The organism is Nonomuraea sp. NPDC050022 (assembly GCF_044460705.1).
Taxonomy (GTDB): domain Bacteria; phylum Actinomycetota; class Actinomycetes; order Streptosporangiales; family Streptosporangiaceae; genus Nonomuraea.
Genome location: NZ_JBITKE010000017.1, coordinates 205,263 through 224,771, shown reverse-complemented (window position 1 = coordinate 224,771; position 19,509 = coordinate 205,263). Strand labels below are relative to the sequence as shown.

General features: G+C 71.2%; 18 protein-coding genes. 10 read left to right on the top strand and 8 right to left on the bottom strand.

Annotation, left to right across the window (positions count from 1 at the left end; genetic code table 11):
* Positions 1-3 precede the first annotated feature (3 nt).
* The 3 genes from ACIBO2_RS51385 to add all read left to right on the top strand — a co-directional run bounded on the left by ACIBO2_RS51385 (position 4) and on the right by add (position 2,550).
* A complete protein-coding gene (locus tag ACIBO2_RS51385) occupies positions 4-873 on the top strand; it encodes an oxidoreductase (RefSeq protein ID WP_358540462.1) in 870 nt (289 codons plus the stop codon).
* Positions 874-884: 11 nt separating this feature from the next.
* Positions 885-1,457 carry a TetR/AcrR family transcriptional regulator gene (locus tag ACIBO2_RS51380; RefSeq protein WP_358540466.1) on the top strand — a complete coding sequence of 191 codons (573 nt, stop codon included), beginning with the start codon at positions 885-887 and terminating at the stop codon, positions 1,455-1,457.
* A 73-nt stretch (positions 1,458-1,530) separates the two neighbouring features.
* Entirely contained in the window at positions 1,531-2,550 is a 1,020-nt protein-coding gene (add, locus tag ACIBO2_RS51375) for an adenosine deaminase (protein ID WP_358540469.1), read from the top strand.
* 59 nt (positions 2,551-2,609) lie between these two features.
* Here add and pgl read toward each other — a convergent pair whose 3' ends face one another.
* The 6 genes from pgl to tkt form a co-directional block, all read right to left on the bottom strand.
* Positions 2,610-3,383: a 6-phosphogluconolactonase gene (pgl, locus tag ACIBO2_RS51370; RefSeq protein WP_358540472.1), complete on the bottom strand. Its 774-nt coding sequence runs from the start codon at positions 3,381-3,383 to the stop codon at positions 2,610-2,612.
* A gap of 87 nt (positions 3,384-3,470) precedes the next feature.
* Positions 3,471-4,385, bottom strand: coding sequence for a glucose-6-phosphate dehydrogenase assembly protein OpcA (locus tag ACIBO2_RS51365; protein WP_358540475.1), 915 nt, complete (start codon positions 4,383-4,385; stop codon positions 3,471-3,473).
* Entirely contained in the window at positions 4,385-6,007 is a 1,623-nt protein-coding gene (gene zwf / locus ACIBO2_RS51360) for a glucose-6-phosphate dehydrogenase (protein ID WP_358540478.1), read from the bottom strand. Before zwf ends, ACIBO2_RS51365 begins: the two co-directional genes overlap by 1 nt.
* Position 6,008: 1 nt before the next feature.
* Positions 6,009-7,622, bottom strand: a complete 1,614-nt coding sequence (locus ACIBO2_RS51355) for a glucose-6-phosphate isomerase (protein ID WP_358540481.1) — start codon at positions 7,620-7,622, stop codon at positions 6,009-6,011.
* Positions 7,622-8,713: a transaldolase gene (gene tal, locus ACIBO2_RS51350; RefSeq protein WP_358540484.1), complete on the bottom strand. Its 1,092-nt coding sequence runs from the start codon at positions 8,711-8,713 to the stop codon at positions 7,622-7,624. Before tal ends, ACIBO2_RS51355 begins: the two co-directional genes overlap by 1 nt.
* A gap of 5 nt (positions 8,714-8,718) precedes the next feature.
* Positions 8,719-10,749: a transketolase gene (gene tkt, locus ACIBO2_RS51345; protein ID WP_358540487.1), complete on the bottom strand. Its 2,031-nt coding sequence runs from the start codon at positions 10,747-10,749 to the stop codon at positions 8,719-8,721.
* Between the two features lie 334 nt (positions 10,750-11,083).
* Here tkt and ACIBO2_RS51340 point away from each other — a divergent pair, with 334 nt between their 5' ends.
* The 4 genes from ACIBO2_RS51340 to ACIBO2_RS51325 are packed head-to-tail and all read left to right on the top strand — an operon-like array spanning position 11,084 to position 14,594.
* A complete protein-coding gene (locus tag ACIBO2_RS51340) occupies positions 11,084-12,028 on the top strand; it encodes a heme o synthase (protein ID WP_358540489.1) in 945 nt (314 codons plus the stop codon).
* Positions 12,029-12,076: 48 nt separating this feature from the next.
* Positions 12,077-12,460, top strand: a complete 384-nt coding sequence (locus ACIBO2_RS51335; RefSeq protein WP_357958414.1) for a metalloregulator ArsR/SmtB family transcription factor — start codon at positions 12,077-12,079, stop codon at positions 12,458-12,460.
* Positions 12,460-13,395 carry a cation diffusion facilitator family transporter gene (locus ACIBO2_RS51330; protein ID WP_397304708.1) on the top strand — a complete coding sequence of 312 codons (936 nt, stop codon included), beginning with the start codon at positions 12,460-12,462 and terminating at the stop codon, positions 13,393-13,395. Before ACIBO2_RS51335 ends, ACIBO2_RS51330 begins: the two co-directional genes overlap by 1 nt.
* Positions 13,396-13,412: 17 nt before the next feature.
* Positions 13,413-14,594, top strand: a complete 1,182-nt coding sequence (locus tag ACIBO2_RS51325) for a PrsW family intramembrane metalloprotease (protein ID WP_397304707.1) — start codon at positions 13,413-13,415, stop codon at positions 14,592-14,594.
* On the opposite strand, the gene ACIBO2_RS51320 is transcribed toward ACIBO2_RS51325, so the two are convergent.
* Positions 14,579-15,220, bottom strand: coding sequence for an ElyC/SanA/YdcF family protein (locus ACIBO2_RS51320; protein ID WP_358540498.1), 642 nt, complete (start codon positions 15,218-15,220; stop codon positions 14,579-14,581). The genes ACIBO2_RS51325 and ACIBO2_RS51320 overlap by 16 nt on opposite strands.
* A 229-nt stretch (positions 15,221-15,449) precedes the next feature.
* A complete protein-coding gene (locus ACIBO2_RS51315) occupies positions 15,450-16,451 on the bottom strand; it encodes a COX15/CtaA family protein (protein ID WP_358540501.1) in 1,002 nt (333 codons plus the stop codon).
* Between the two features lie 97 nt (positions 16,452-16,548).
* Between ACIBO2_RS51315 and ACIBO2_RS51310 the strand changes: the two genes are divergently transcribed.
* From ACIBO2_RS51310 to ACIBO2_RS51300, 3 genes are read left to right on the top strand one after another with little or no spacing between them, the layout of a single operon-like run.
* The gene (locus tag ACIBO2_RS51310) at positions 16,549-17,790 is read left to right on the top strand and encodes an FAD-binding oxidoreductase (protein WP_358540504.1); all 1,242 of its coding nucleotides are present in this window, start codon (positions 16,549-16,551) and stop codon (positions 17,788-17,790) included.
* Positions 17,787-18,029 (top strand): (2Fe-2S)-binding protein, encoded by a 243-nt coding sequence (locus tag ACIBO2_RS51305; protein WP_225291383.1) that lies wholly within the window; start codon positions 17,787-17,789, stop codon positions 18,027-18,029. The genes ACIBO2_RS51310 and ACIBO2_RS51305 overlap by 4 nt, the downstream gene beginning before the upstream one ends.
* A complete protein-coding gene (locus ACIBO2_RS51300) occupies positions 18,026-19,498 on the top strand; it encodes an NAD(P)/FAD-dependent oxidoreductase (RefSeq protein WP_397304706.1) in 1,473 nt (490 codons plus the stop codon). Before ACIBO2_RS51305 ends, ACIBO2_RS51300 begins: the two co-directional genes overlap by 4 nt.
* Positions 19,499-19,509 lie beyond the last annotated feature (11 nt).

Here is a 19,509-nt window from a genome sequence, read left to right as displayed (position 1 = left end):
GCGATGAGAACCTGGACCCCGGCCGACATGCCCGATCTGAGCGGCAAGACGGCCATCGTGACCGGCGCCAACAGCGGCATCGGCCTGCCCACCGCGCTCGAACTCGCCAGGCACGGCGCCCGCGTCGTCGTCGCCACCCGCTCGGCGACGAAGGGCGGCGCGGCCGTCGAGGAGATCCGCCGGGCCGTCCCCGGCGCCCAGGTCGAGCACGGCACGCTGGACCTGGCCGACCTCGCCTCGGTCAGGAGCTTCGCGGCCGGCGTCGATCGGGTGGACCTGCTGGTCAACAACGCGGGCGTCGGCATGATCCCGCGCCAGCTGACCCGTGACGGCTTCGAGATGCAGTTCGGCACCAACCACCTGGGCCACTTCGCGCTCACCGGACTGCTGCTGCCCCTGCTGCTGGCCCGGCCCGGCGCACGGGTGGTCAACGTCTCCAGCGACGCGCACAAGATGGGCACGCTGGACCTTGACGACCTGGGCCTGGAGCGCGGTTACAAGAAGATGAGCTCGTACGGCCGCTCCAAGCTGGCCAACCTGCTCTTCACCCTGGAGCTCCAACGACGCGCTCAGCGGGCCCAGGTGGACCTCGTCAGCGCCGCCACCCATCCTGGTGCCACCGCCACCAACTTCTTCAGTGTGGGGCCGCTACAGCCCCTCATGGGGGTGTTCCTGAAGAGCGCGGCGGCTGGTGCGGTGTCCTCCCTCTACGCGGCCACCTCGCCGGAGATCCACGGCGGGGAGTTCGTCGGTCCCAAGACCCAGCTGCTCACGCCGTCGGAGGCGGCCCGTTCCGAGCAGCTCGCCGCCGACCTGTGGGAGGTCTCCACGCGGCTGACCGGCGTACGATTCGAGGAGATCGCCTACAGCTGAGGGACGTGCACGTGCCACCACTCGACCCCGAGCGGGAGCGGGCCATCCTCGACGCGACGCTGGAGTTGCTGTCCGAGATGGGCTACGACCGTATGTCGGTCGACCAGATCGCCAAGCGGGCCAAGGCCAGCAAGGCGACCATCTACCGCCGGTGGGCGGGCAAGCCGGAGCTGGTGGTCGACGTCATCTGCCGCCGGTTCGACATGGACACGCCGGCCGCCGAGGACACCGGTTCGCTGCGCGGCGACCTCGCCTCGGTGCTCGGCGGCCTGTGCGGCGCGGTCGAGCGCAAGCACGGGCTCATCATGGGGCTGTCCTCGACGCTGGTCTCGCACCAGGAGCTGGCCAGGACGCTGCGCGAGCACATGCCGGCCAAGGACCTCGGCGGGGTCGAGGCGCTGCTGGAGCGGGCCAGGAAGCGCGGCGACCTGCCGGGGCCGGTGGACCCCGGCCGCCTGTTCGGAGTGGCGGAGGCGCTGGTCTGGCACCGCATGATCTTCCTCGGGCCGCTGTTCGACGAGTCCTTCGTCGCGGAATCGGTGGACGAGGTCCTGTTGCCGCTGGTACGGGCCTGGGCGCAGTAAACCTGACATTCTTGTGTGAAATTTCGCCTTAAAGCATGGCTTGGGGCGAAATCTCGGCCTTATGGTCGTCGCCATGACGACCCCCATGGACGCCTTCATCGACGCGCTCCCCAAGGTGGAGCTGCATGTGCACCTGGTCGGCTCCGCCTCCGTGCCCACCGTGCTGGAGCTGGCCCGCCGCCACCCCGGCGGCCCGGTTCCCACCACGGAGGAGGAGCTGCGCGCTTTCTACGCCTTCCGCGACTTCCCCCACTTCGCGCAGGTGTACCAGGCCGTCAACGCGCTGGTCCGGGAGCCGGAGGACATCGCGGCCCTCGTGCTCGGCCTGGCCCGCGACCTGGCCTCCCAGGGCGCTCGTTACGCTGAGCTGCAGGTCACGCCGTACGCCCACAGCATCGTCGGGATGCCCATGCGCGAGATCACCGAGGCGCTGGACCTGGCCGCCCGCCGGTCGGAGAGCGACCACGGGGTGGAGATGGCCTACATCTTCGACATCCCGGGGGAGTTCGGCGAGGAGGCGGCCAAGATCACGGTCATGCACGCCTTGGAAGAACCTCCCGCCGCTTTGGTAGGTTTCGGCCTGGGCGGGATCGAGCAGAGCCGCGCACAATACCGCGACGCCTACCGCGACGCGTTCGCGGCGGCGCGGGCGGCGGGCCTGCACAGCGTGCCGCACGGCGGCGAGATGACCGGTCCCGAGACCATGTGGGAGGTCATCGAGGGGCTGGGCGCCGAGCGCATCGGGCACGGCATCTCCTGCCTGGAGGACCCGCGCCTGGTGGCTCACCTGCGCGAGACGCAGCTGCCGCTGGACGTCTGCCCGACCTCCAACCTCCGTACGGGACAGGTGGCCCGCATCGAGGAGCACCCGCTGCCCAGGCTGCTGGAGGAAGGGCTGTTCGTCACGCTGAACAGCGACGACCCGCCCATGTTCGCCACCACCCTGACCGGTGAGTATCGCGTCGCCGCGCACGTCTTCGGCCTCGGCGAGCCGGAGCTGGCCCAGCTCGCCCGCAACGGCGTGCACGCGTCCTTCCTGGCGCCGGAGCGCAAGCAGGCCCTGCTGGCCGAGATCGACGCGCTCACCGACTGAGGGCGCCACGAGGCGCAAGCAGATGCGCTGGGAACGCCCAGGGGGACGCGTAGGGGGACTCAGGGAGAGGCGATGCGGCCCAACCCCGGCGGGAGCTTGGCGGCGGCGGTCCGGTCGAGCAGGAACAGCGTCCGCACCCGCCCCCTGGCCCCGGCCGCGGGAACCTGCACGGGCCCGGAGTCGGACAGCGCCAGGCGTACGGCACCCGACTTCTCCTCGCCCGCCGCCACCACCCACACCTCACGCGAGGCCTGGATGGTCGGCAGCGTCAAGGAGATGCGGGTGGGCGGCGGCTTAGGGGCGCCGTGCACGGCCACGACCGGCCGCGTGTCGTACAGGGCGGGCATCCCGGGGAACAGCGACGCCACGTGCGCGTCGGGCCCGATGCCGAGCAGCATCACGTCGAAGCCGGGCACCGGTCCGTGGTCCTCCGGCCGGGCCGCCTTGCGCAGCTCGGCCGCGTAGGCCTCGGCCGACTCCTCCGCCGACATCCCCGAGTCGGGCCCGGCCATGACGTGCACCCGTTCGGGATCGAGGTCGACGTGGTCGAGCAGGGCCTTGCGAGCGCCCGTCTCGTTGCGCTCGGGGTCGCCGGTCGGCAGGAAGCGCTCATCGCCCCACCAGATGTCGAGGTGGTGCCAGTCGACCGCGTCGCGCGCCGGCGTGGCGGCGATCGCGGCCAGGGTCGCGTGGCCGACCGTGCCGCCGGTCAGGACCAGCGACGCCGACCCCTTGGCCGACTGCACGTCGACCAGCCGGGTGATGATCCGCGCCGCCACGGCCTTGGCGAGGACGTCGCCGTCACGATGGACGACCACATTGGGAACGCTCACGTACTCACTCTTTCACGATCGGTGCCCACCGGCCGTGCGCGCCCTCTCGCAAAAGACAGGGCCCGCCACGACCGGTGGGAGGAGGCGTCAGGACTTGTACGAGCGGGCCAGCCGCTTGACCGCCGCCCCGTAGATCTCGTCGGAGTCGAGCCGCCGCAGCTCCTCCGACAGCAGCTCGGCGGTCTGCCGCCGGGACAGGGCCACGTTCCGGTCCGGCTGGCCGGGCCGCGACAGCGTCGCCAGCCGGGCGTCGCTCCTGCACACCGCCAGCACCCCGTCGGCCGTCGTGAGCCGGACGGCGGTCAGGCCGGGCCCGTTGGAGTCGGCCACCTTGACCGGCGCGCCGAGACGTTCGGTCAGCCACGCGGCCAGCAGCGGCGCGCTGGGGTTGCCCGGGGACGCCTCCACGGTGCCCTTGCGCACCTTGCCCGTGGGCTGGTCGAAGGCCGCCGCCAGCAGGCTGCGCCACGGCGTCAGCCGGGCCCAGGACAGGTCCGTGTCACCGGGTGCGTAGCCCTTGGCCCTGGTAACCAGCGACTCGACCCCGCCGTCGCGCGAGCCCCTGGCGTCGGAGATGCGCCGCTGGGCGAGCATCCCGACCGGGTCCTTGGACATCACCTCGGGCGCCAGCCCCGGCCACCAGGCCACGACCGGCGTGTCGGGCAGCAGCAGCGGGCTGACCACCGAGTCGGCGTGCTCGGTCAGCTCGCCGTAGAGCCGCAGCACGACCACCTCGCCCGGCGTGGACTCGCCGATGCGCAGCTCCGCGTCGAGCCGGTTGGCCTCGTCGGGCTCGCGGTTGATCACCACGATGATGCGCGAGGGGTGCTCGCGCGCCGCCTCGCTGGCCGCGCGCAGCGAGTCGTACTGGTCGCGCTCCTCGCAGACCACGATCAGCGTCAGCACCATCCCGACCGCGGGCGCGCCCATCTGGTGGCGCAGCTGCGTCAGCTGCGCGGAGATCTTCCCCGCCGTCGTGTCGGTGAGCATGAAGGTGGTCATCAGAGTCTCCTCCATACGCGGCCGTCGCCCATCATCGCGTCGGCCGACGGCGGCCCCCACGAACCGGACGGGTAGCCCTCGGGCTGGCCCTGGGTGGCCCAGAACTCCTCGATCGGGTCGAGGATCTTCCACGACAGCTCGACCTCCCGCTGGTGCGGGAAGAGCGGCGGGTCGCCGATCATCACGTCGAGCAGCAGCCGCTCGTATGCCTCGGGGGACGACTCCAGGAACGACTCCCCGTAGGCGAAGTCCATCGAGACGTCACGCACCTCCATGGCCGTGCCCGGCACCTTGGAGCCGAACCGCACGGTGATGCCCTCGTCCGGCTGCACCCTGATGACCAGCGCGTTCTGGCCGAGGATCTCGGTGTCGTCCTTGCTGAAGGGCAGGTGCGGCGCCCGCTGGAACACCACGGCCACCTCGGTGACCCGGCGGCCGAGGCGCTTGCCGGTGCGCAGGTAGAACGGCACGCCCGCCCAGCGCCGGTTGGCGATCTCCAGCTTGATGGCCGCGTAGGTCTCGGTCGTGGAGTCGGCGGAGATGCCATCTTCCTGGAGGTAGCCGACGACCTTCTCGCCGCCCTGCCAGCCAGCGTCGTACTGCCCGCGCGCGGTGTTGAGCCTCAGGTCGGACGGAAGCCGCACGGCCTTGAGCACCTTCTCCTTCTCCCGCCGCAGCGCGGAGGCGTCGAAGGACGTCGGGTCCTCCATCGCCACCAGGGCGAGCAGCTGGAGCAGGTGGTTCTGGATCACGTCGCGGGCCGCGCCGATGCCGTCGTAGTAGCCGGCCCGGCCGCCGATGCCGATGTCCTCGGCCATGGTGATCTGCACGTGGTCGACGAAGCTACGGTTCCAGATGGGCTCGTAGAGGTTGTTGGCGAACCTCAGGGCCAGGATGTTCTGGACGGTCTCCTTGCCCAGGTAGTGGTCGATCCTGAAGATCGAGCTCTCCGGGAAGGCCGAGGTGGTGATCTCGTTCAGCTCGTGCGCCGACTTCAGGTCGTGCCCGAACGGCTTCTCGATCACCACGCGCCGCCAGGATCCGGGAGGCGCCTGGGACACGCCGGTCCGCTTGAGCTGCTCCACCACGACGGGGAAGAACTTCGGCGGCACGGAGAGATAGAACGCATAGTTGCCGCCGGTGCCCCGGGTCTCGTCGATCTCCTTCAAGGCCATCGCCAGCGCGTCGAACGCGCCGTCGTCGGAGAACTCGCCCGGCACGAAGTGGATGCCCTCGCGCAGCTGCTTCCAGACCTCCTCACGGAAGGGCGTCCTGGCGTGCGCCTTGACGGCGTCATGCGTCACCTGGGCGAAGTCCTGGTCCTTCCAGTCACGCCTGGCGAACCCGACCAGCGAGAAACCGGGCGGCAGCAGCCCTCGGTTGCCCAGGTCGTAGATCGCCGGCAGCAACTTGCGCTTGGCCAGGTCACCCGTCACGCCGAACAGCACCAGCACACACGGTCCCGCCACCCGGGGCAGCCGCTTGTCGCGCGGATCGCGCAGCGGGTTGGCGGCCGCCACTTCCAAGGTGGTGGAGGTGGCCGCGGCCGAGGTGGCTACCGTCGCCGCGATCGTCTCCTCAAAGTCGAGCGCCTCGTCCGAGGGTGTTTCCGGGTCTTTCATGTCAAGCCTCCTGTGCGGCTGCGAGCAGGTGCGCGACTCCGGCCGCGCGATCGGTCAGATGCAGGCGTACGACCGGCCGGCCGCGCCGCAGCAGTGCCCCGAGATCGCCGAGGGCCTGCGCGAGCTCGAGCCCGCCCAGCGTGTACGGCCTGCCGGGCACCGGCACGTCGTCGGCCACGGCACCGGTGATCTGCAGGAACACCCCGTTCTGCGGGCCGCCCTTGTGATACTGGCCGGTGGAGTGCAGGAACCGCGGCCCCCACCCGAAGGTGACCGGCCGGTCGGTGCGCAGGGCCAGCAGCGCCCGCAGCGTGGCCGGGTCGGCCGCCATCCACGCGTCGGTCATCTGCTCGAAGTCCGCGCCGTCCGGCACGAACACATCGAAGGCCGACAGCCGGTCCAGATACGCCATCACGGCCAGGTAGCCGTCTTCGGGCACCGCTTCGAGCAGCTCGGTCAGCACGCCCGGCAGATCCCTGGCCTTGGTGGCGCCGTACACCTCCACGGGCCCGTCGATGAAGGCCGGCTCGCCCAGCGGCAGCGCCTCCATGTCGAGCAGCGCGGCCGTGTTGTCCTTGGACTCGGCGACGTTCGGCTGGTCGAACGGGTCGATCCCCAGCAGCAGCCCGGCCACGGCCGTGGCGTACTCCCAGATGAGGAACTGCGCGCCGAGCGGCCCGTCGACGCGCACGTCGCCGTCGTCGGAGTCGATCCCGACGACCAGCTCGTCACGGGCGCCGTTCGGCTCGGCGCCGGCGACCGGCAGGATGCCCAGGCCGTTCTTGCCCGTGGACTCGGCGACGAGCTGCTCGATCCAGTCCGACAGCCCGCTGATCGCCGACAGCCGGTCGTCGACGATCAGCTTGTCGCGTCCGGCCAGCGCCGCCCCGCCGAGCGCCACGCCCAGGCCGAGCCCGGGGTTGCCGGCGTCGAGCGAGAGCAGCGGCAGCACCTCGTCGGCGTCGTCGAGCAGCCGTTCGACGTCGGCCCCGGCCAGCGCGCTGGGCACCAGGCCGAAGGCCGACAGCGCCGAGTAGCGGCCGCCCACGTCGGGCACGGCCGGGACCAGGCGGTAGCCGGCGTCCACGGCTGCCTGCTCCAGCGGCGAGCCCGGGTCGGTGACGACCACGATGCGGTCGGCCGGTTCGATGCCCGCCTGGCGGAAGAGCTCCTCGTAGACGCGCAGATGACTGTCGGTCTCGACCGTCGAGCCGCTCTTGCTGGCCACGACCACGATCGTGGCCTCCAGCGGCTCGGCCAGCGCCCGGCGCACCTGACTGGGGTCGGTGGTGTCCAGGACCGTCAGCGGCACGTCGGCGCTCGCGCAGATCACCTCGGCCGCCAGCGACGAGCCGCCCATCCCGGCCAGCACCACGTTGGTCAGGTGCTCGGCGCGCGCCCGCTCGGCCAGCTTGCCGAGCTCGGGCAGCAGCTCGCGCGAGGTGCGGGGCAGGGTCAGCCAGCCCAGCCGGACGGCTGCCCCCGCCTCCGCGTCGCTGCCCCACAGCGTGGGATCGCCGGCGGCGAGCCGCGCGGGCACGCCGTCGGCGACGAGCCGCCCCGCGGCGGAGGAGGCGGCGTTGGCCACCCCCTCCTCGCGGTACGAGACGGTCATCAGCGGGCCAGGTTCTTGCTGACGCTCTCGAGGAGTTCGTTCCAGGACGCCTCGAACTTCTCGACGCCCTCGTCCTCCAGCACGTTGACGACGTCGTCGTAGTCGACGCCGGCCTCCTTGAGCGCCGCCATGGTGTTCCACGCGTCCTCGTAGAAGGGGCGCACGGTGTCACCGGTGATGTTGGCGCCGGCGGCGGTCGCGTCGACCGTCTTCTCCGGCATCGTGTTGACGGTGCCGGGGGCGACGAGCTGGTCGACGTACAGCGTGGGCGAGTAGTCGGGGTTCTTGACGCCGGTCGAGGCCCACAGCGGGCGCTGCGGACGGGCACCGGCGGCGCGCAGCCGCTGCCAGCGCTCGGAGTTCATCACTTCCTCGAACGCCGCGTAGGCCAGGCGCGCGTTGGCCACGCCCGCCTTGCCCTTGAGCTCCGGCCGGCCGAGCTGGTCGAGCCGCTTGTCGATCTCGGTGTCGACCCGGCTGACGAAGAACGACGCCACCGACTCGATCGTGCCCAGGTTGAGGCCCTTGGCCTGCGCGGCCTCCAGACCGGCCAGCCAGGCGTCCATGACCGCGCGGTAACGCTCCAGCGAGAAGATCAGCGTGACGTTGACGCTGATGCCCTCGGAGAGCGCCTGCGTGATCGCGGGCAGTCCCTCGACGGTCGCCGGGATCTTGATGAACAGGTTGGGCCGGTCCACCAGCCACCACAGCGCCCGCGCTTCGGCCACGGTCTTGTCGCTGTCGCGGGCCAGCCGCGGGTCCACCTCCAGGGACACGCGGCCGTCGACGCCGGCGGTGGCGTCGTAGACCGGGCGCAGCACGTCGGCGGCCCAGCGGATGTCGTAGGCGGTGATGGCGCGTACGGCCTCGCCGAGGTCGACCCCGCGCACGGCCAGGTCGTGCAGCTGGGTGTCGTAGGCGTCGCCCTTGCTGAGCGCGCCGGCGAAGATGGTCGGGTTGGAAGTGACGCCGACCACGTTCTTCTCGCGGATCAGCTGTTCCAGGTTGCCCGTGCGCAGGCGCTCACGGCTGATGTCGTCCAGCCAGATGGACACGCCCTGGGCGGACAGCTTCTTGAGGTTCTCGCTCATTTCGTTCAGTTTCCCGTCGTCTCGCCTTTGTCGTGGCCCAGCTTGGCGAGGCTCGCCTTGGCCGCGGCGGCCACGCGCTCCGCCGTCAGCCCGAATTGCTCGTACAGCGTCTTATACGGCGCCGACGCGCCGAAGTGTTCAAGGCTGACGACCTCGCCCCTCTCGCCGACGAACTCGCGCCAGCCCAGAGCGATGCCCGCCTCGACCGCGACCCGGGCCTTGATCGCTGACGGCAGAACAGTCTGCCGATACGCAATGTCCTGCCCTTGGAACCACTCCACACACGGCATCGACACGACCCGCGTCGGGATGCCTTCGGCTTCGAGGAGTTCGCGGCCGTTGACGGCCAGCTCCAGCTCGCTGCCCGTGGCGATGAGGATCACCTGGGGCTGCCCGCCGGAGGCCTCGTGCAGGACGTAGCCGCCCTTGGCCACGCCCTCGGCGCTGGTGCCCTCGAAGATCGGCAGGTTCTGCCGGGTCAGGGCCAGCGCGGCGGGCCGGTCGTCGTGCTCGAGCACGGCCTGCCAGGCGTACGCCGTCTCGTTGGCGTCGCCGGGGCGCACCACGTCGAGGCCGGGGATCGCGCGCAGCGCCCACAGGTGCTCGACCGGCTGGTGGGTCGGGCCGTCCTCGCCCAGTCCGATGGAGTCGTGCGTCCACACGTAGGTGACCGGCAGCTTCATCAGCGCCGCCAGGCGCACGGAGGGGCGCATGTAGTCGGAGAAGACCAGGAACGTGCCGCCGTAGGGCCGGGTGCCGCCGTGCAGGGCGATGCCGTTGAGAATCGCGCCCATGCCGTGCTCGCGGATGCCGAAGTGCAGCGTGCGGCCGTAGCGGTTACCGGGGAACTCCTTGGTCTGGTATTCCTCCGGGATGAAGGACGGCTCGCCCTTCATCGTGGTGTTGTTGGACTCGGCCAGGTCGGCCGAGCCGCCCCACAGCTCGGGCAGCACCGGCGCGAGCGCGTTGAGCACCTCGCCGGAGGCCTTGCGGGTGGCCATCGAGCCGCCCTTGTCGAAGGCGGGCAGCGCCTCGGTCCACCCGGCGGGCAGCTCGTGGCGGGAGATGCGGTCCAGCTCGGCGGCCCGCTCGGGGTTGGCCTCGCGCCAGGCGTCGTAGCCCTTCTGCCAGGCGGCGTGCGCCTCGTGGCCCCTGCGGGCCACCTGGCGCGCGTGCTCCAGCACCTCGGCGGGCACGTCGAAGCTCTTTTCCGGGTCCATCCCGAGAACCCGCTTGGTGGCGGCGACCTCGTCGGCGCCGAGGGCGGAGCCGTGGATCTTGCCGGTGTTCTGCTTGTTCGGGGCGGGCCAGCCGATGATCGTGCGCAGCCGGATGAACGTCGGCCTGTCTGTCTCGGCGCGGGCCTCCTCCAGCGCCGCGTGCAGCGCCTGGATGTCCTCGACGTACTCACCGGACTCGGTCCAGTCGACGCTGAGCGTGTGCCAGCCGTAGGCCTCGTAACGCTTGACCACGTCCTCGGACTTCGCGATCAGCGTGTCGTCCTCGATGGAGATGTGGTTGTCGTCATAGATGACGGTGAGGTTGCCCAGCTTCTGGTGGCCGGCGATCGAGCTGACCTCGTGGCTGATGCCCTCCTCGATGTCGCCGTCGCTGACCATGCACCAGATGTGGTGGTCGAAGGGCGAGGCGCCCGCCTCCGCGTCGGGGTCGAACAGACCGCGCTCACGGCGGGCCGCCAGCGCCATGCCGACGGCGTTGCCCAGGCCCTGGCCGAGCGGGCCCGTGGTGGTCTCAACACCGACCGTGTGCCCGTGCTCCGGGTGACCGGGGGTCAGGCTGTCCCACTGGCGCAACCCCTTCAGGTCGTCCAGGTCGAGTCCGTATCCGGACAGGAACAGCTGGATGTACAGGGTCAGGCTGGAGTGCCCGCACGACAGGACGAAGCGGTCACGCCCCAGCCACGTGGGGTCCGTGGGGTCGTGGCGCATCGCGTGCTGGAACAGCAGGTACGCGGCGGGAGCCAGGCTCATGGCGGTGCCCGGGTGACCCGAACCCGCCTTTTCGACTGCGTCCATGGCCAAGGCTCGAACGACGTCGACCGCTTGCTTGTCTAGGTCGGTCCATTCGAGGTCTGGCACGAGTTCGGTGCTCAAGTGCTCGGTCTCCGGAATCTAGTTGTCATTGGTGGTACCGGTTGGCATATCCCGCCACACCGGACCCTAACTGAGTGGAGTCGGCGAAAGATTCCCCTTCCACCCCCGTGCGTGTCCCCCCATTGGCCGGACCGGACGACCCTGCTACTACAGTTTGGTTGTTCTCGTTGTCATCACAGGGACGCCGTGGCGTCCGTCCATGAGATTCCGCTCCAATCAGAGGTTACGCGTTGACTCCGCACGTGCTGGAAGCGCCTTGACGGTGCTGACGAACAGGCAGACGACGGCCCCCGCTCCCGCGGCCGAGCCGCCGAGGACGATCGGCATGCTCGTCAAGGCCTACATCGCTCTGACCAAGCCGCGGATCATCGAGCTCCTGCTGATCACGACTCTCCCCGTGATGTTCCTCGCGGCCGGCGGGTTGCCGCCGCTGTGGACGTCGATATCGGTCATGGTGTTCGGCACCCTGTCCGCGGGCAGCGCCAACGCGCTCAACTGCTACGTGGACCGCGACATCGACCAGAAGATGCGCCGCACCAGGCGGCGTCCGCTGGCCAGGCACCAGGTCTCGCCGACCGGCGCGCTCGTCTTCGGCATCGTGCTCGGCCTGCTGTCCTTGTTCGGCCTCTGGCTGACCACCAACTGGCTGGCGGCGGCGCTCTCCACCGGAGCCATCCTGTTCTACGTGATCGTCTACTCGATGATCCTCAAGCGGCGCACCGCCCAGAACATCGTCTGGGGCGGCATCGCGGGCTGCATGCCGGTGCTGATCGGCTGGGCGGGCATCACCGGGCGGCTCGACTGGGCGCCGCTGGCGCTGTTCGGGGTGGTGTTCTTCTGGACGCCGCCGCACACCTGGACGCTGGCCATGCGCTACAAGGAGGACTACGCGGCGGCCAAGGTGCCGATGCTGCCCGTGGTGGCCACCGAGCGCCGGGTGATCCTGGAGTCGATCGCCTACACCTGGGCCACCGTGCTCTGCTCGCTGGCCCTGTGGCCGGTGGCGCACACCACGCTGTTCTACCCGATCGCGGCCGCCGCCCTGGGCGCCATGTGCCTGTGGGAGGTCCATCGCCTCCTGGCCCGCCTCAACTCCGGCAAGACCGGTGTCGACCTGCGCCCGATGCGCTTCTTCCACTGGTCCAACGCCTATCTGGCGCTGCTGTTCCTCGCCGTCGCCATCGATCCGCTGCTGAGCTGAGCCCACCGCCCGTTGCGCTGGGCTTCGTCCTGTCGTTATGGTGAACACATGAACAGCTCTTCAGGTGTTGTGGCTTCGCTCGACGGCTGTGTCGTTCAGGAGCCCGACGCCGAGCGCGTCGCGGCCACCCGCGACCGGCTGGTGACGCCGGACGAGGCGACCCGGCTCGCCGACCTGTTCCGCCTGCTGGGCGACGCCACGCGGGCCCGCCTGCTGTACGCCCTGCTGGAGGCGGGCGAGCTGTGCGTGTGCGACCTGGCCGACGCCGTCGAGGTGACCGACACGGCCGTGTCCCACGCCCTGCGTCTGCTGCGTACGGCGGGCATCGTGGCCAGCCGCCGGGCGGGCCGCATGATCTACTACCGCCTGGCCGACGCGCACGTACGGATGCTGCTCGACCTCAGCCGCGAGCACATGAGGGAGGAGCGCTGATGGGCCACGGCCACGGGCACGGCCACTCGGCCGACGCCGACAAGCGCTACCTGTTCGGCGCGCTCGCGCTGATCGTCGGCTACATGGCGATCGAGGTGGTCGCCGGGCTGATCGCCAACTCGATCGCGCTGATCTCCGACGCCGCCCACATGCTCACCGACGCCAGCGCGATCGCGCTGGCCCTGGTCGCGATGCGCTTCGCCGCCCGGCCCGCCCGCGGCGCCTACACCTTCGGCTGGAAGCGCGCCGAGATCCTCTCGGCCCAGCTCAACGGCATCACCCTGCTGCTGCTCGTGGCGTACTTCTGTTACGAGAGCGTGCGCAGGCTGCTGGAGCCGCCTGAGGTCTCCGGGCCCATCGTGGCCGTCACGGCCGTGGCCGGCATCGTGGTCAACGCGCTGGCCGCCTGGCTGCTGTCCAGGGCCGACCGGCGCAGCCTCAACGTCGAGGGCGCCTTCCAGCACGTGCTCAACGACATGTACGCCTTCATCGCCACCGCGAGCTCCGGCGTGGTGGTGTGGCTGACCGGGTTCCGGCAGGCCGACGCGATCGCCGCCCTCGTGGTCGCCGCGCTCATGCTCAAGGCCGGCTGGGGGCTGCTGCGCGATTCGTCCAGGGTGCTGCTCCAGGCCGCGCCGAGCGACCTCGACCCCGACGAGATCGGCGGGGTCCTGGCCGGCGACCCTGATGTGGTCGAGGTGCACGACCTGCATGTCTGGACGGTGACCAGTGGCTATCCGACGCTGTCGGCGCATGTGATCGTGGCCCGCGGGTCCGACTGCCACCAGGTCCGCACCCGCCTGGCTGACCTGCTGCACGATCGCTTCGAGATCGGCCACACCACGCTGCAGGTGGACCACGGTCTCAAGGGCCGGACGGAGCATTGCGAGGACCCGCACGGACCGCGCCACCTGGGCAGGACAGCGCCTTTTTGATCCGTTACAGTCACGGTATGGCGTCCCGTGATCCACGCTGGGTGTTGAAGGACCGCCCGTCGTTCGCGTTGATCATCGGGCTGATCGTGACCGGCCTGTGCGCGCTCGTCTCCTTCGCCTTCGACGTGCTCAACGGCGCGCCCGTGCAGTTCTTCATCTCGCTGATCCTGGCGCTGGCGCCGGTGCCGCTGCTGCTGGCCGCCGTGCTGGCGCTGGATCGCATGGAGCCGGAGCCGCGCAGCAACCTCATCTTCGCCTTCGCCTGGGGGGCGGGCGTGGCGGTGCTGGTCGCGGGCGTGATCAACTCGCTCAACCTGCACTACATCATCGACGCGGCCAACCTCAGCGCGGCCAGCGCGCGCAACGTCGCCGCCACCTTCGGCGCCCCGGTGGTCGAGGAGACGATGAAGGGGCTGGTGCTGCTCGGGCTGCTCAGGTTCCGCCGGGCCGAGTTCGACGGGCCGACCGACGGCATCATCTACGCCAGCATGGTCGGCCTCGGCTTCGCGATGAGCGAGAACGTCAGCTACTACATCGCCGCGCTCAACTCCGACCAGGGCGGCATCGGGCTGGCCGTCACGGTGGTGCTGCGCGGCGTGCTGTCGCCGTTCGCGCACCCGCTGTTCACCTCGATGATCGGCGTCGCGGTCGCCTACGCCGCCCAGCGTCAGGGGTCGGACCGGGTCTTCTCCATCCTGGCCGGCTGGGTCGGCGCGATGCTCCTGCACGGCCTCTGGAACGGTCTGAGCTCCTACGGCGGCTTCCCCGGCCTGGTCATCGCCTACCTGGTGCTGCTGGTCGTGCTCGTGGTGCTGATCTTGCTGGTGATCAGGGATCGGCGGCGCATCGTCGCCCTGATCCAGCGCTACCTGCCGCCGTACGAGCCGACCAAGCTGGTCAACCGGGCTGACATCCACATGCTGTCCGCCCTGTCACGGCGCCAGCAGGCCAGGCAGTGGGCCAAGGTCCACGGCGGCAAGCGCGGGCTGCGCGCGATGAGCGACTACCAGCTCGCGGCGACCGAGCTGGGCCTGCTGCACGAGCGGGCGGCCCGGCGGATGATCGACGAGCAGACCTTCCACGAGGAGCAGCGGGCCCTGCTCGAATGCATGAGCACCGCCAAGGCGAGCTTCCCGGTGCCCGCCCACCTCGGGGCCGGGGCGCGAGGCACCCCGCCACCGGGCTACGCGCCCGGCTGAGCCAGGATCGCGCGCAGCGAGGTCTCCCGCGGGCCCGGATAGACCGGGTCGGAGTGCAGCACAAGCGCGTCGGCGAACGCCTTGCCGGTGGCGAACACCTCGCGGGCGGCCGAGGCGTAGGTGGTCGCGGCCCACTGCTTGACGGAGTCGTCGCCCACGCCGAAGGTCGTCAGTCCCGCCGTACGGCAGAGCGTGACCGCTCTCGGCAGGTGGAACACCTGCGTGACCACGGTCAGCCGCTCGGCGCCGAAGACCTTGCGGGCCCGCACGCACGAGTCCCAGGTGTCGAACCCGGCGTAGTCGAGCACCATTACCGCGTCCGGCACGCCCTTGGCCCGCAGATAGTCGCGCATGGCCGACGGCTCGTCATACTCCTTGCGACTGTTGTCGCCCGACAGCAGCAGCGCCTTGACCTTGCCCGCGTGGTAGAGCTCGGCCCCGATGTCGAGCCTTCGGGCCAGGAAGGACGAGGGACGGCCGGCGTACAGGCCCGCGCCGAGCACGAGCGCCACCTGCGAGGTGGGCACCCGCGCCAGCCAGCCGGCGGTGTCGGCCACCTCGCGGTGGTCCGAGCTGTCGAGCCACGCCCAGGTCATCGGCGCCAGGACGAGCACGCTGAGGAGCACCAGTCCTTGGTACAGGCGTCGCAGGGTCTTCCGAGCGGGACGGGCCAAAGCCACTCAGGGACCTCACAAGGAAGAGGGAGGTAGTCCCTCACACCTTGACACAACGGCTCAAAAACCGGCTGGGGTTTCAGTGGGGGAGGGGCTCAACGGCTCAGATCGTGGCCGGCGTTTCGGTGGGGGAGGGGGTCATGCCCTGGCCCGCGTTTCGGCGCGGGAGGGGTTCAGAGGCTCAGACTCTGGCCGGCGCTTCGGCGGGGGAGGGGGTGGCGGGGGCCGTCAGCTGGTCGCGGGCGCGCAGTGAGGTGACCACCCTGAGCGTGGCGATCCAGACCAGGGTCGAGCCGAGCACGTGCAGGCCCACCAGGAGCGCGGGCACCGCCAGGAAGTACTGGATGTAGCCGATCACGCCCTGGGCCAGCTCTACCACGAGCAGGGCCAGCGCCGCCCGGCGGGCCGCCCTGGGCGAGTCGGTCACGTGCAGCGCGAACAGCAGCGCGAACGACAGCCCCAGCACGATGTAGACGATGTCGGAGTGCAGGCGCACCACGCTCTCGATGTCGAGATCGAAGCGGGAGGCCACCGCGTCGCCGGAATGCGGCCCCGTGCCGGTCACCAGCACCCCGGCCAGGAGCAGCACCGCCACCGCCGCGACCAGCACGAACCCGAGGCGCCGGATGTCGCGGTGCGTCACCCGGCGGGCCGGGCCGTCGCCTTCGCCGGCTCGCGCGTAGAGCGTCCAGCAGGCGGCGATCAGCGCGATGGAGACCAGGAAGTGCACGCTGACCGTGAACGGGTTGAGCAGGCTCCTGACCACCAGCCCGCCCCACAGCGCCTGGAAGACGATGCCCGCGGGCTGCAGCAGGGCCAGCCACAGCAGCGGACGGCGCCGCGGGGCCAGCCGCATCGCCGACACCACGCAGGCGAACCCCACCGCCAGCACCAGGAACGTCAGCAGCCGGTTGCCGAACTCGACGGCCATGGTGACGGGCGAGATCTCGGGATGCGCGACGGGAACGAAGCTGTCGGGCGTGCACCTCGGCCAGGTCGGGCAGCCGAGCCCGGAGCCGGTGAGCCGCACGGCCGCGCCCGTCACGGTGATGCCCGCGTTGACCACCACGGACGCCAGTGCCCAGCCCCGCATCGACTCGGCGGTCGGTGCCCAGAAGGAGAACAGGCGCCGGACCAGGGCATTGGGGTGGTCCGTGGGTAGTTTCACGTCGGCGAACTTCACGTCATCGATGGTAAGGGCCTGGTTGTCCGGTCCTTAACCCGGGAACGTGCTTCTCAAGCAGCATGGGTATGTGACATATTACAGATGGGAGGTGAGGATGTCGGATGTGATCGTCATCGGCGCCGGAGTGGTGGGCGCCGCGTGCGCCTATTACGCCGCACGGGCCGGGCTGGACGTGACCGTGGTGGACCGTGGCCCCGTGGCCGGCGGCACGACGGGCGCGGGCGAGGGCAACGTGCTGGTCTCGGACAAGGAGCCGGGGCCGGAGCTGGACCTCGCGCTGCTGTCCAACCGCCTGTGGGGGGAGCTGGCCGCGCTGGGCGGGTTCGAGTACGAGCCCAAGGGCGGCCTGGTCGTCGCCGAGACCGACGAGGTCCAGCGGCAGCTGGTCGGGCTGGCGGGCAAGCAGGGCGTCGAGTACACCGCCGTGCCCGCCGCCGGGCTGCGCGACTACGAGCCGCACCTGGCCGACGGGCTCGCGGGCGGCGTTCACTATCCGCAGGACGCCCAGGTGCAGCCCATGCTGGCCGCCGCGCAGTTGCTCAGGCACGGCGCGGAGAGCTACGGCCACGGCACGCTCCACCTGCGCACCGGCGTCACCGTGAGCGGGTTCACGCGGTCCGGGGAACGGGTGACGGGCGTACGCACTGACCAGGGCGACATCCTCGGCGGCGCGGTGGTCAACGCGGCCGGCACGTGGGGTGGCGAGATCGCCGGGCTCGCGGGCGTGGCGCTGCCGGTCCTGCCCAGGCGCGGGTTCATCCTCGTCACGGAGCCGCTGCGCGAGCCGCTGATCCGGCACAAGGTCTACACCGCCGCCTACGTCACCAACGTGGCCAGCGACTCCGCCGACCTGGAGACCTCGGCCGTCGTCGAGGGCACCCCGGCGGGGACCGTGCTCATCGGGGCCAGCCGGGAGCGGGTGGGTTTCGACCGTACGACCTCGCCCCGGGTGCTGGCCCGGCTGGCGGCTCAGGCCGTCGCCCTGTTCCCGGCGTTGCGGGAGGTGCGGGTGATCAGGTCGTACTGCGGGTTCCGGCCGTACTGTCCGGACCACCTGCCGGTGATCGGTCCGGATCCGCGCGCGCCTGGCTTGTATCACGCGTGCGGGCACGAAGGGGCCGGGATCGGGCTCGCGCCCGCGACCGGGCTCCTGCTGTCCCAGCTGCTGACCGGCGCCCGCCCCGAACTCGACCTGACCCCCTTCCGCCCGGACCGCTTCGCGACCTCGTCCGGATCCCCGGCCGCGACCCAGGGCGGGTCCCCGACCGAGACCCAGGGCGGGTCCCCGACCGAGACGTCCGCCGGGTCCTCCCGTACGACCGAGGAGTCCGCGTGACCTTCCAGATCACGATCGACGGCCGGGCCGTGCCGGTCGAGCCGGGGCAGACGATCGGCGCGGCTCTGCACGCCGCCGGGGTCCGCGCCTGGCGGACCACCCGCTTCGGCGGGCGGCCGCGCGGCCTGTTCTGCGGCATCGGCGTCTGCTTCGACTGCCTGATCACGGTGAACGGCCGCCCACCAGAACGCGCCTGCCTGCTGGAGGCCCGGCCCGGAGACGAGGTGACGACCGCATGAGCCCGACCGATGACCGTGTGGGCGCGCCCCACGACCGCAGCCCCGACGACGGCGTCCGCGACGACCGCGTTCGGGACGACAGTGTTCGTGGCGACGGGGTTCGTGGCGGCGGGGTTCGCGACGACCGCGTTCGGGACGACTACGTGCGTGTGAGCTGCGATCTCGCCGTTATCGGTGGTGGGCCCGCCGGAGTGGCGGGGGCCCTGACGGCGGCGCTGCGCGGCCTGAGCGTGGTCCTCGTCGACTCGGGTGCCCGCCTCGGCGGCCAGTACTTCCGTCACCCCGCCGGAGCCGCGCGCGGCGGCACACCGGGTCTGGAGCGGTTCCTGAGGCAGGCCCGCGCGCTCGACGAACGGGCCCAGGTCCTGCTCGGGCACCAGGTGTGGACCGTGACGCGGGACGGCGACCGGCTGACCGTCCACTGCCGGACCCCGGACGGCCGCGCGGTGGCGATCCGCTGCCGCGACCTCCTGATCGCCACCGGCGCCCACGACCGGCCGCTGCCGTTCCCCGGCTGGGACCTGCCCGGCGTCCTGACGGCGGGCGGCGCCCAGGCGCTGCTCAAGGGCAACGGCGTCGTCGCGGGCGGCCGGGTGGTCGTCGCCGGCACCGGGCCGTTCCTGCTGCCCGTGGCCACCGGCCTGGCGGGGGCGGGGGCCGAGGTGCTGGGCGTGTTCGAGGCCAACGGCGGCCTGGGCCTGGCCCGGCATCCGCTGCTGGCCGCGGGCAAAGCGGGGGAGGCGGCGGGCTACGGGCTGGCCATGGCCCGGCACCGCGTGCCGTACCGGACGCACCAGGCGGTGATCGCCGCCCACGGCGAGCGCGAGCTGGAGGCGGTCACCGTCGCGCGGCTCGACGCCGACTGGAACGTGCTCGCCACCCGCGAGCTGCCCTGTGACACGCTGGCCGTCGGCTACGGCTTCGTCCCCCAGATCGAGCTCGGCGTCGAGCTCGGCTGTGAGACCCGCCAGGACGCGGACGGCATGCCCGTAATCGCGGTGGACGGCCGCCAGCGCACCACGGCGGACGGCGTCTGGGCGGCCGGCGAGCCGGTCGGCGTGGGCGGGCGTTACCTGGCCGAGCTGGAGGGCCGCATCGCCGGCCTGGCCGTGGCCGGTGAGCCGGTGCCCGGCGTGCTGGCCAGACGGCGCCGGCGGATGCGCGCGTTCGGCGAGGCGCTGCATCACGCGTATCCGGTCAAACCGGGCTGGCAGGGCTGGCTGCGCGACGACACGCTGGTGTGCCGGTGCGAGGAGGTGCCGGTCGCCCGCGTACGCGCGGCGCTGGAGCTCGGCGCCACCGACGCGCGCTCGGTCAAGCTGCTGGCCAGGCCAGGAATGGGCTGGTGCCAGGGCCGCGTCTGCGGCTACGCGGTCGCCTGCCTGGCCGGGGAGTCGCCCAGGCCCCCTCGCCGCCCCATCGCGCAACCCATCTCTCTCGGCGCTCTCGCCGAGCTCGATAAACCCTGATTTGGAGGACT

What these genes read in the sequence shown, in the direction of transcription:
- ACIBO2_RS51385 (WP_358540462.1), top strand. Translation starts at nt 4, where the DNA reads ATGAGAACCTGGACCCCGGCCGACATGCCCGATCTGAGCGGCAAGACG.
- add (WP_358540469.1), top strand. Translation starts at nt 1,531, where the DNA reads ATGACGACCCCCATGGACGCCTTCATCGACGCGCTCCCCAAGGTGGAG.
- ACIBO2_RS51365 (WP_358540475.1), bottom strand. Translation starts at nt 4,385, where the DNA reads ATGACCACCTTCATGCTCACCGACACGACGGCGGGGAAGATCTCCGCG.
- zwf (WP_358540478.1), bottom strand. Translation starts at nt 6,007, where the DNA reads ATGAAAGACCCGGAAACACCCTCGGACGAGGCGCTCGACTTTGAGGAG.
- ACIBO2_RS51355 (WP_358540481.1), bottom strand. Translation starts at nt 7,622, where the DNA reads ATGACCGTCTCGTACCGCGAGGAGGGGGTGGCCAACGCCGCCTCCTCC.
- tal (WP_358540484.1), bottom strand. Translation starts at nt 8,713, where the DNA reads ATGAGCGAGAACCTCAAGAAGCTGTCCGCCCAGGGCGTGTCCATCTGG.
- tkt (WP_358540487.1), bottom strand. Translation starts at nt 10,749, where the DNA reads ATGGACGCAGTCGAAAAGGCGGGTTCGGGTCACCCGGGCACCGCCATG.
- ACIBO2_RS51335 (WP_357958414.1), top strand. Translation starts at nt 12,077, where the DNA reads ATGAACAGCTCTTCAGGTGTTGTGGCTTCGCTCGACGGCTGTGTCGTT.
- ACIBO2_RS51330 (WP_397304708.1), top strand. Translation starts at nt 12,460, where the DNA reads ATGGGCCACGGCCACGGGCACGGCCACTCGGCCGACGCCGACAAGCGC.
- ACIBO2_RS51325 (WP_397304707.1), top strand. Translation starts at nt 13,413, where the DNA reads ATGGCGTCCCGTGATCCACGCTGGGTGTTGAAGGACCGCCCGTCGTTC.
- ACIBO2_RS51310 (WP_358540504.1), top strand. Translation starts at nt 16,549, where the DNA reads ATGTCGGATGTGATCGTCATCGGCGCCGGAGTGGTGGGCGCCGCGTGC.
- ACIBO2_RS51300 (WP_397304706.1), top strand. Translation starts at nt 18,026, where the DNA reads ATGAGCCCGACCGATGACCGTGTGGGCGCGCCCCACGACCGCAGCCCC.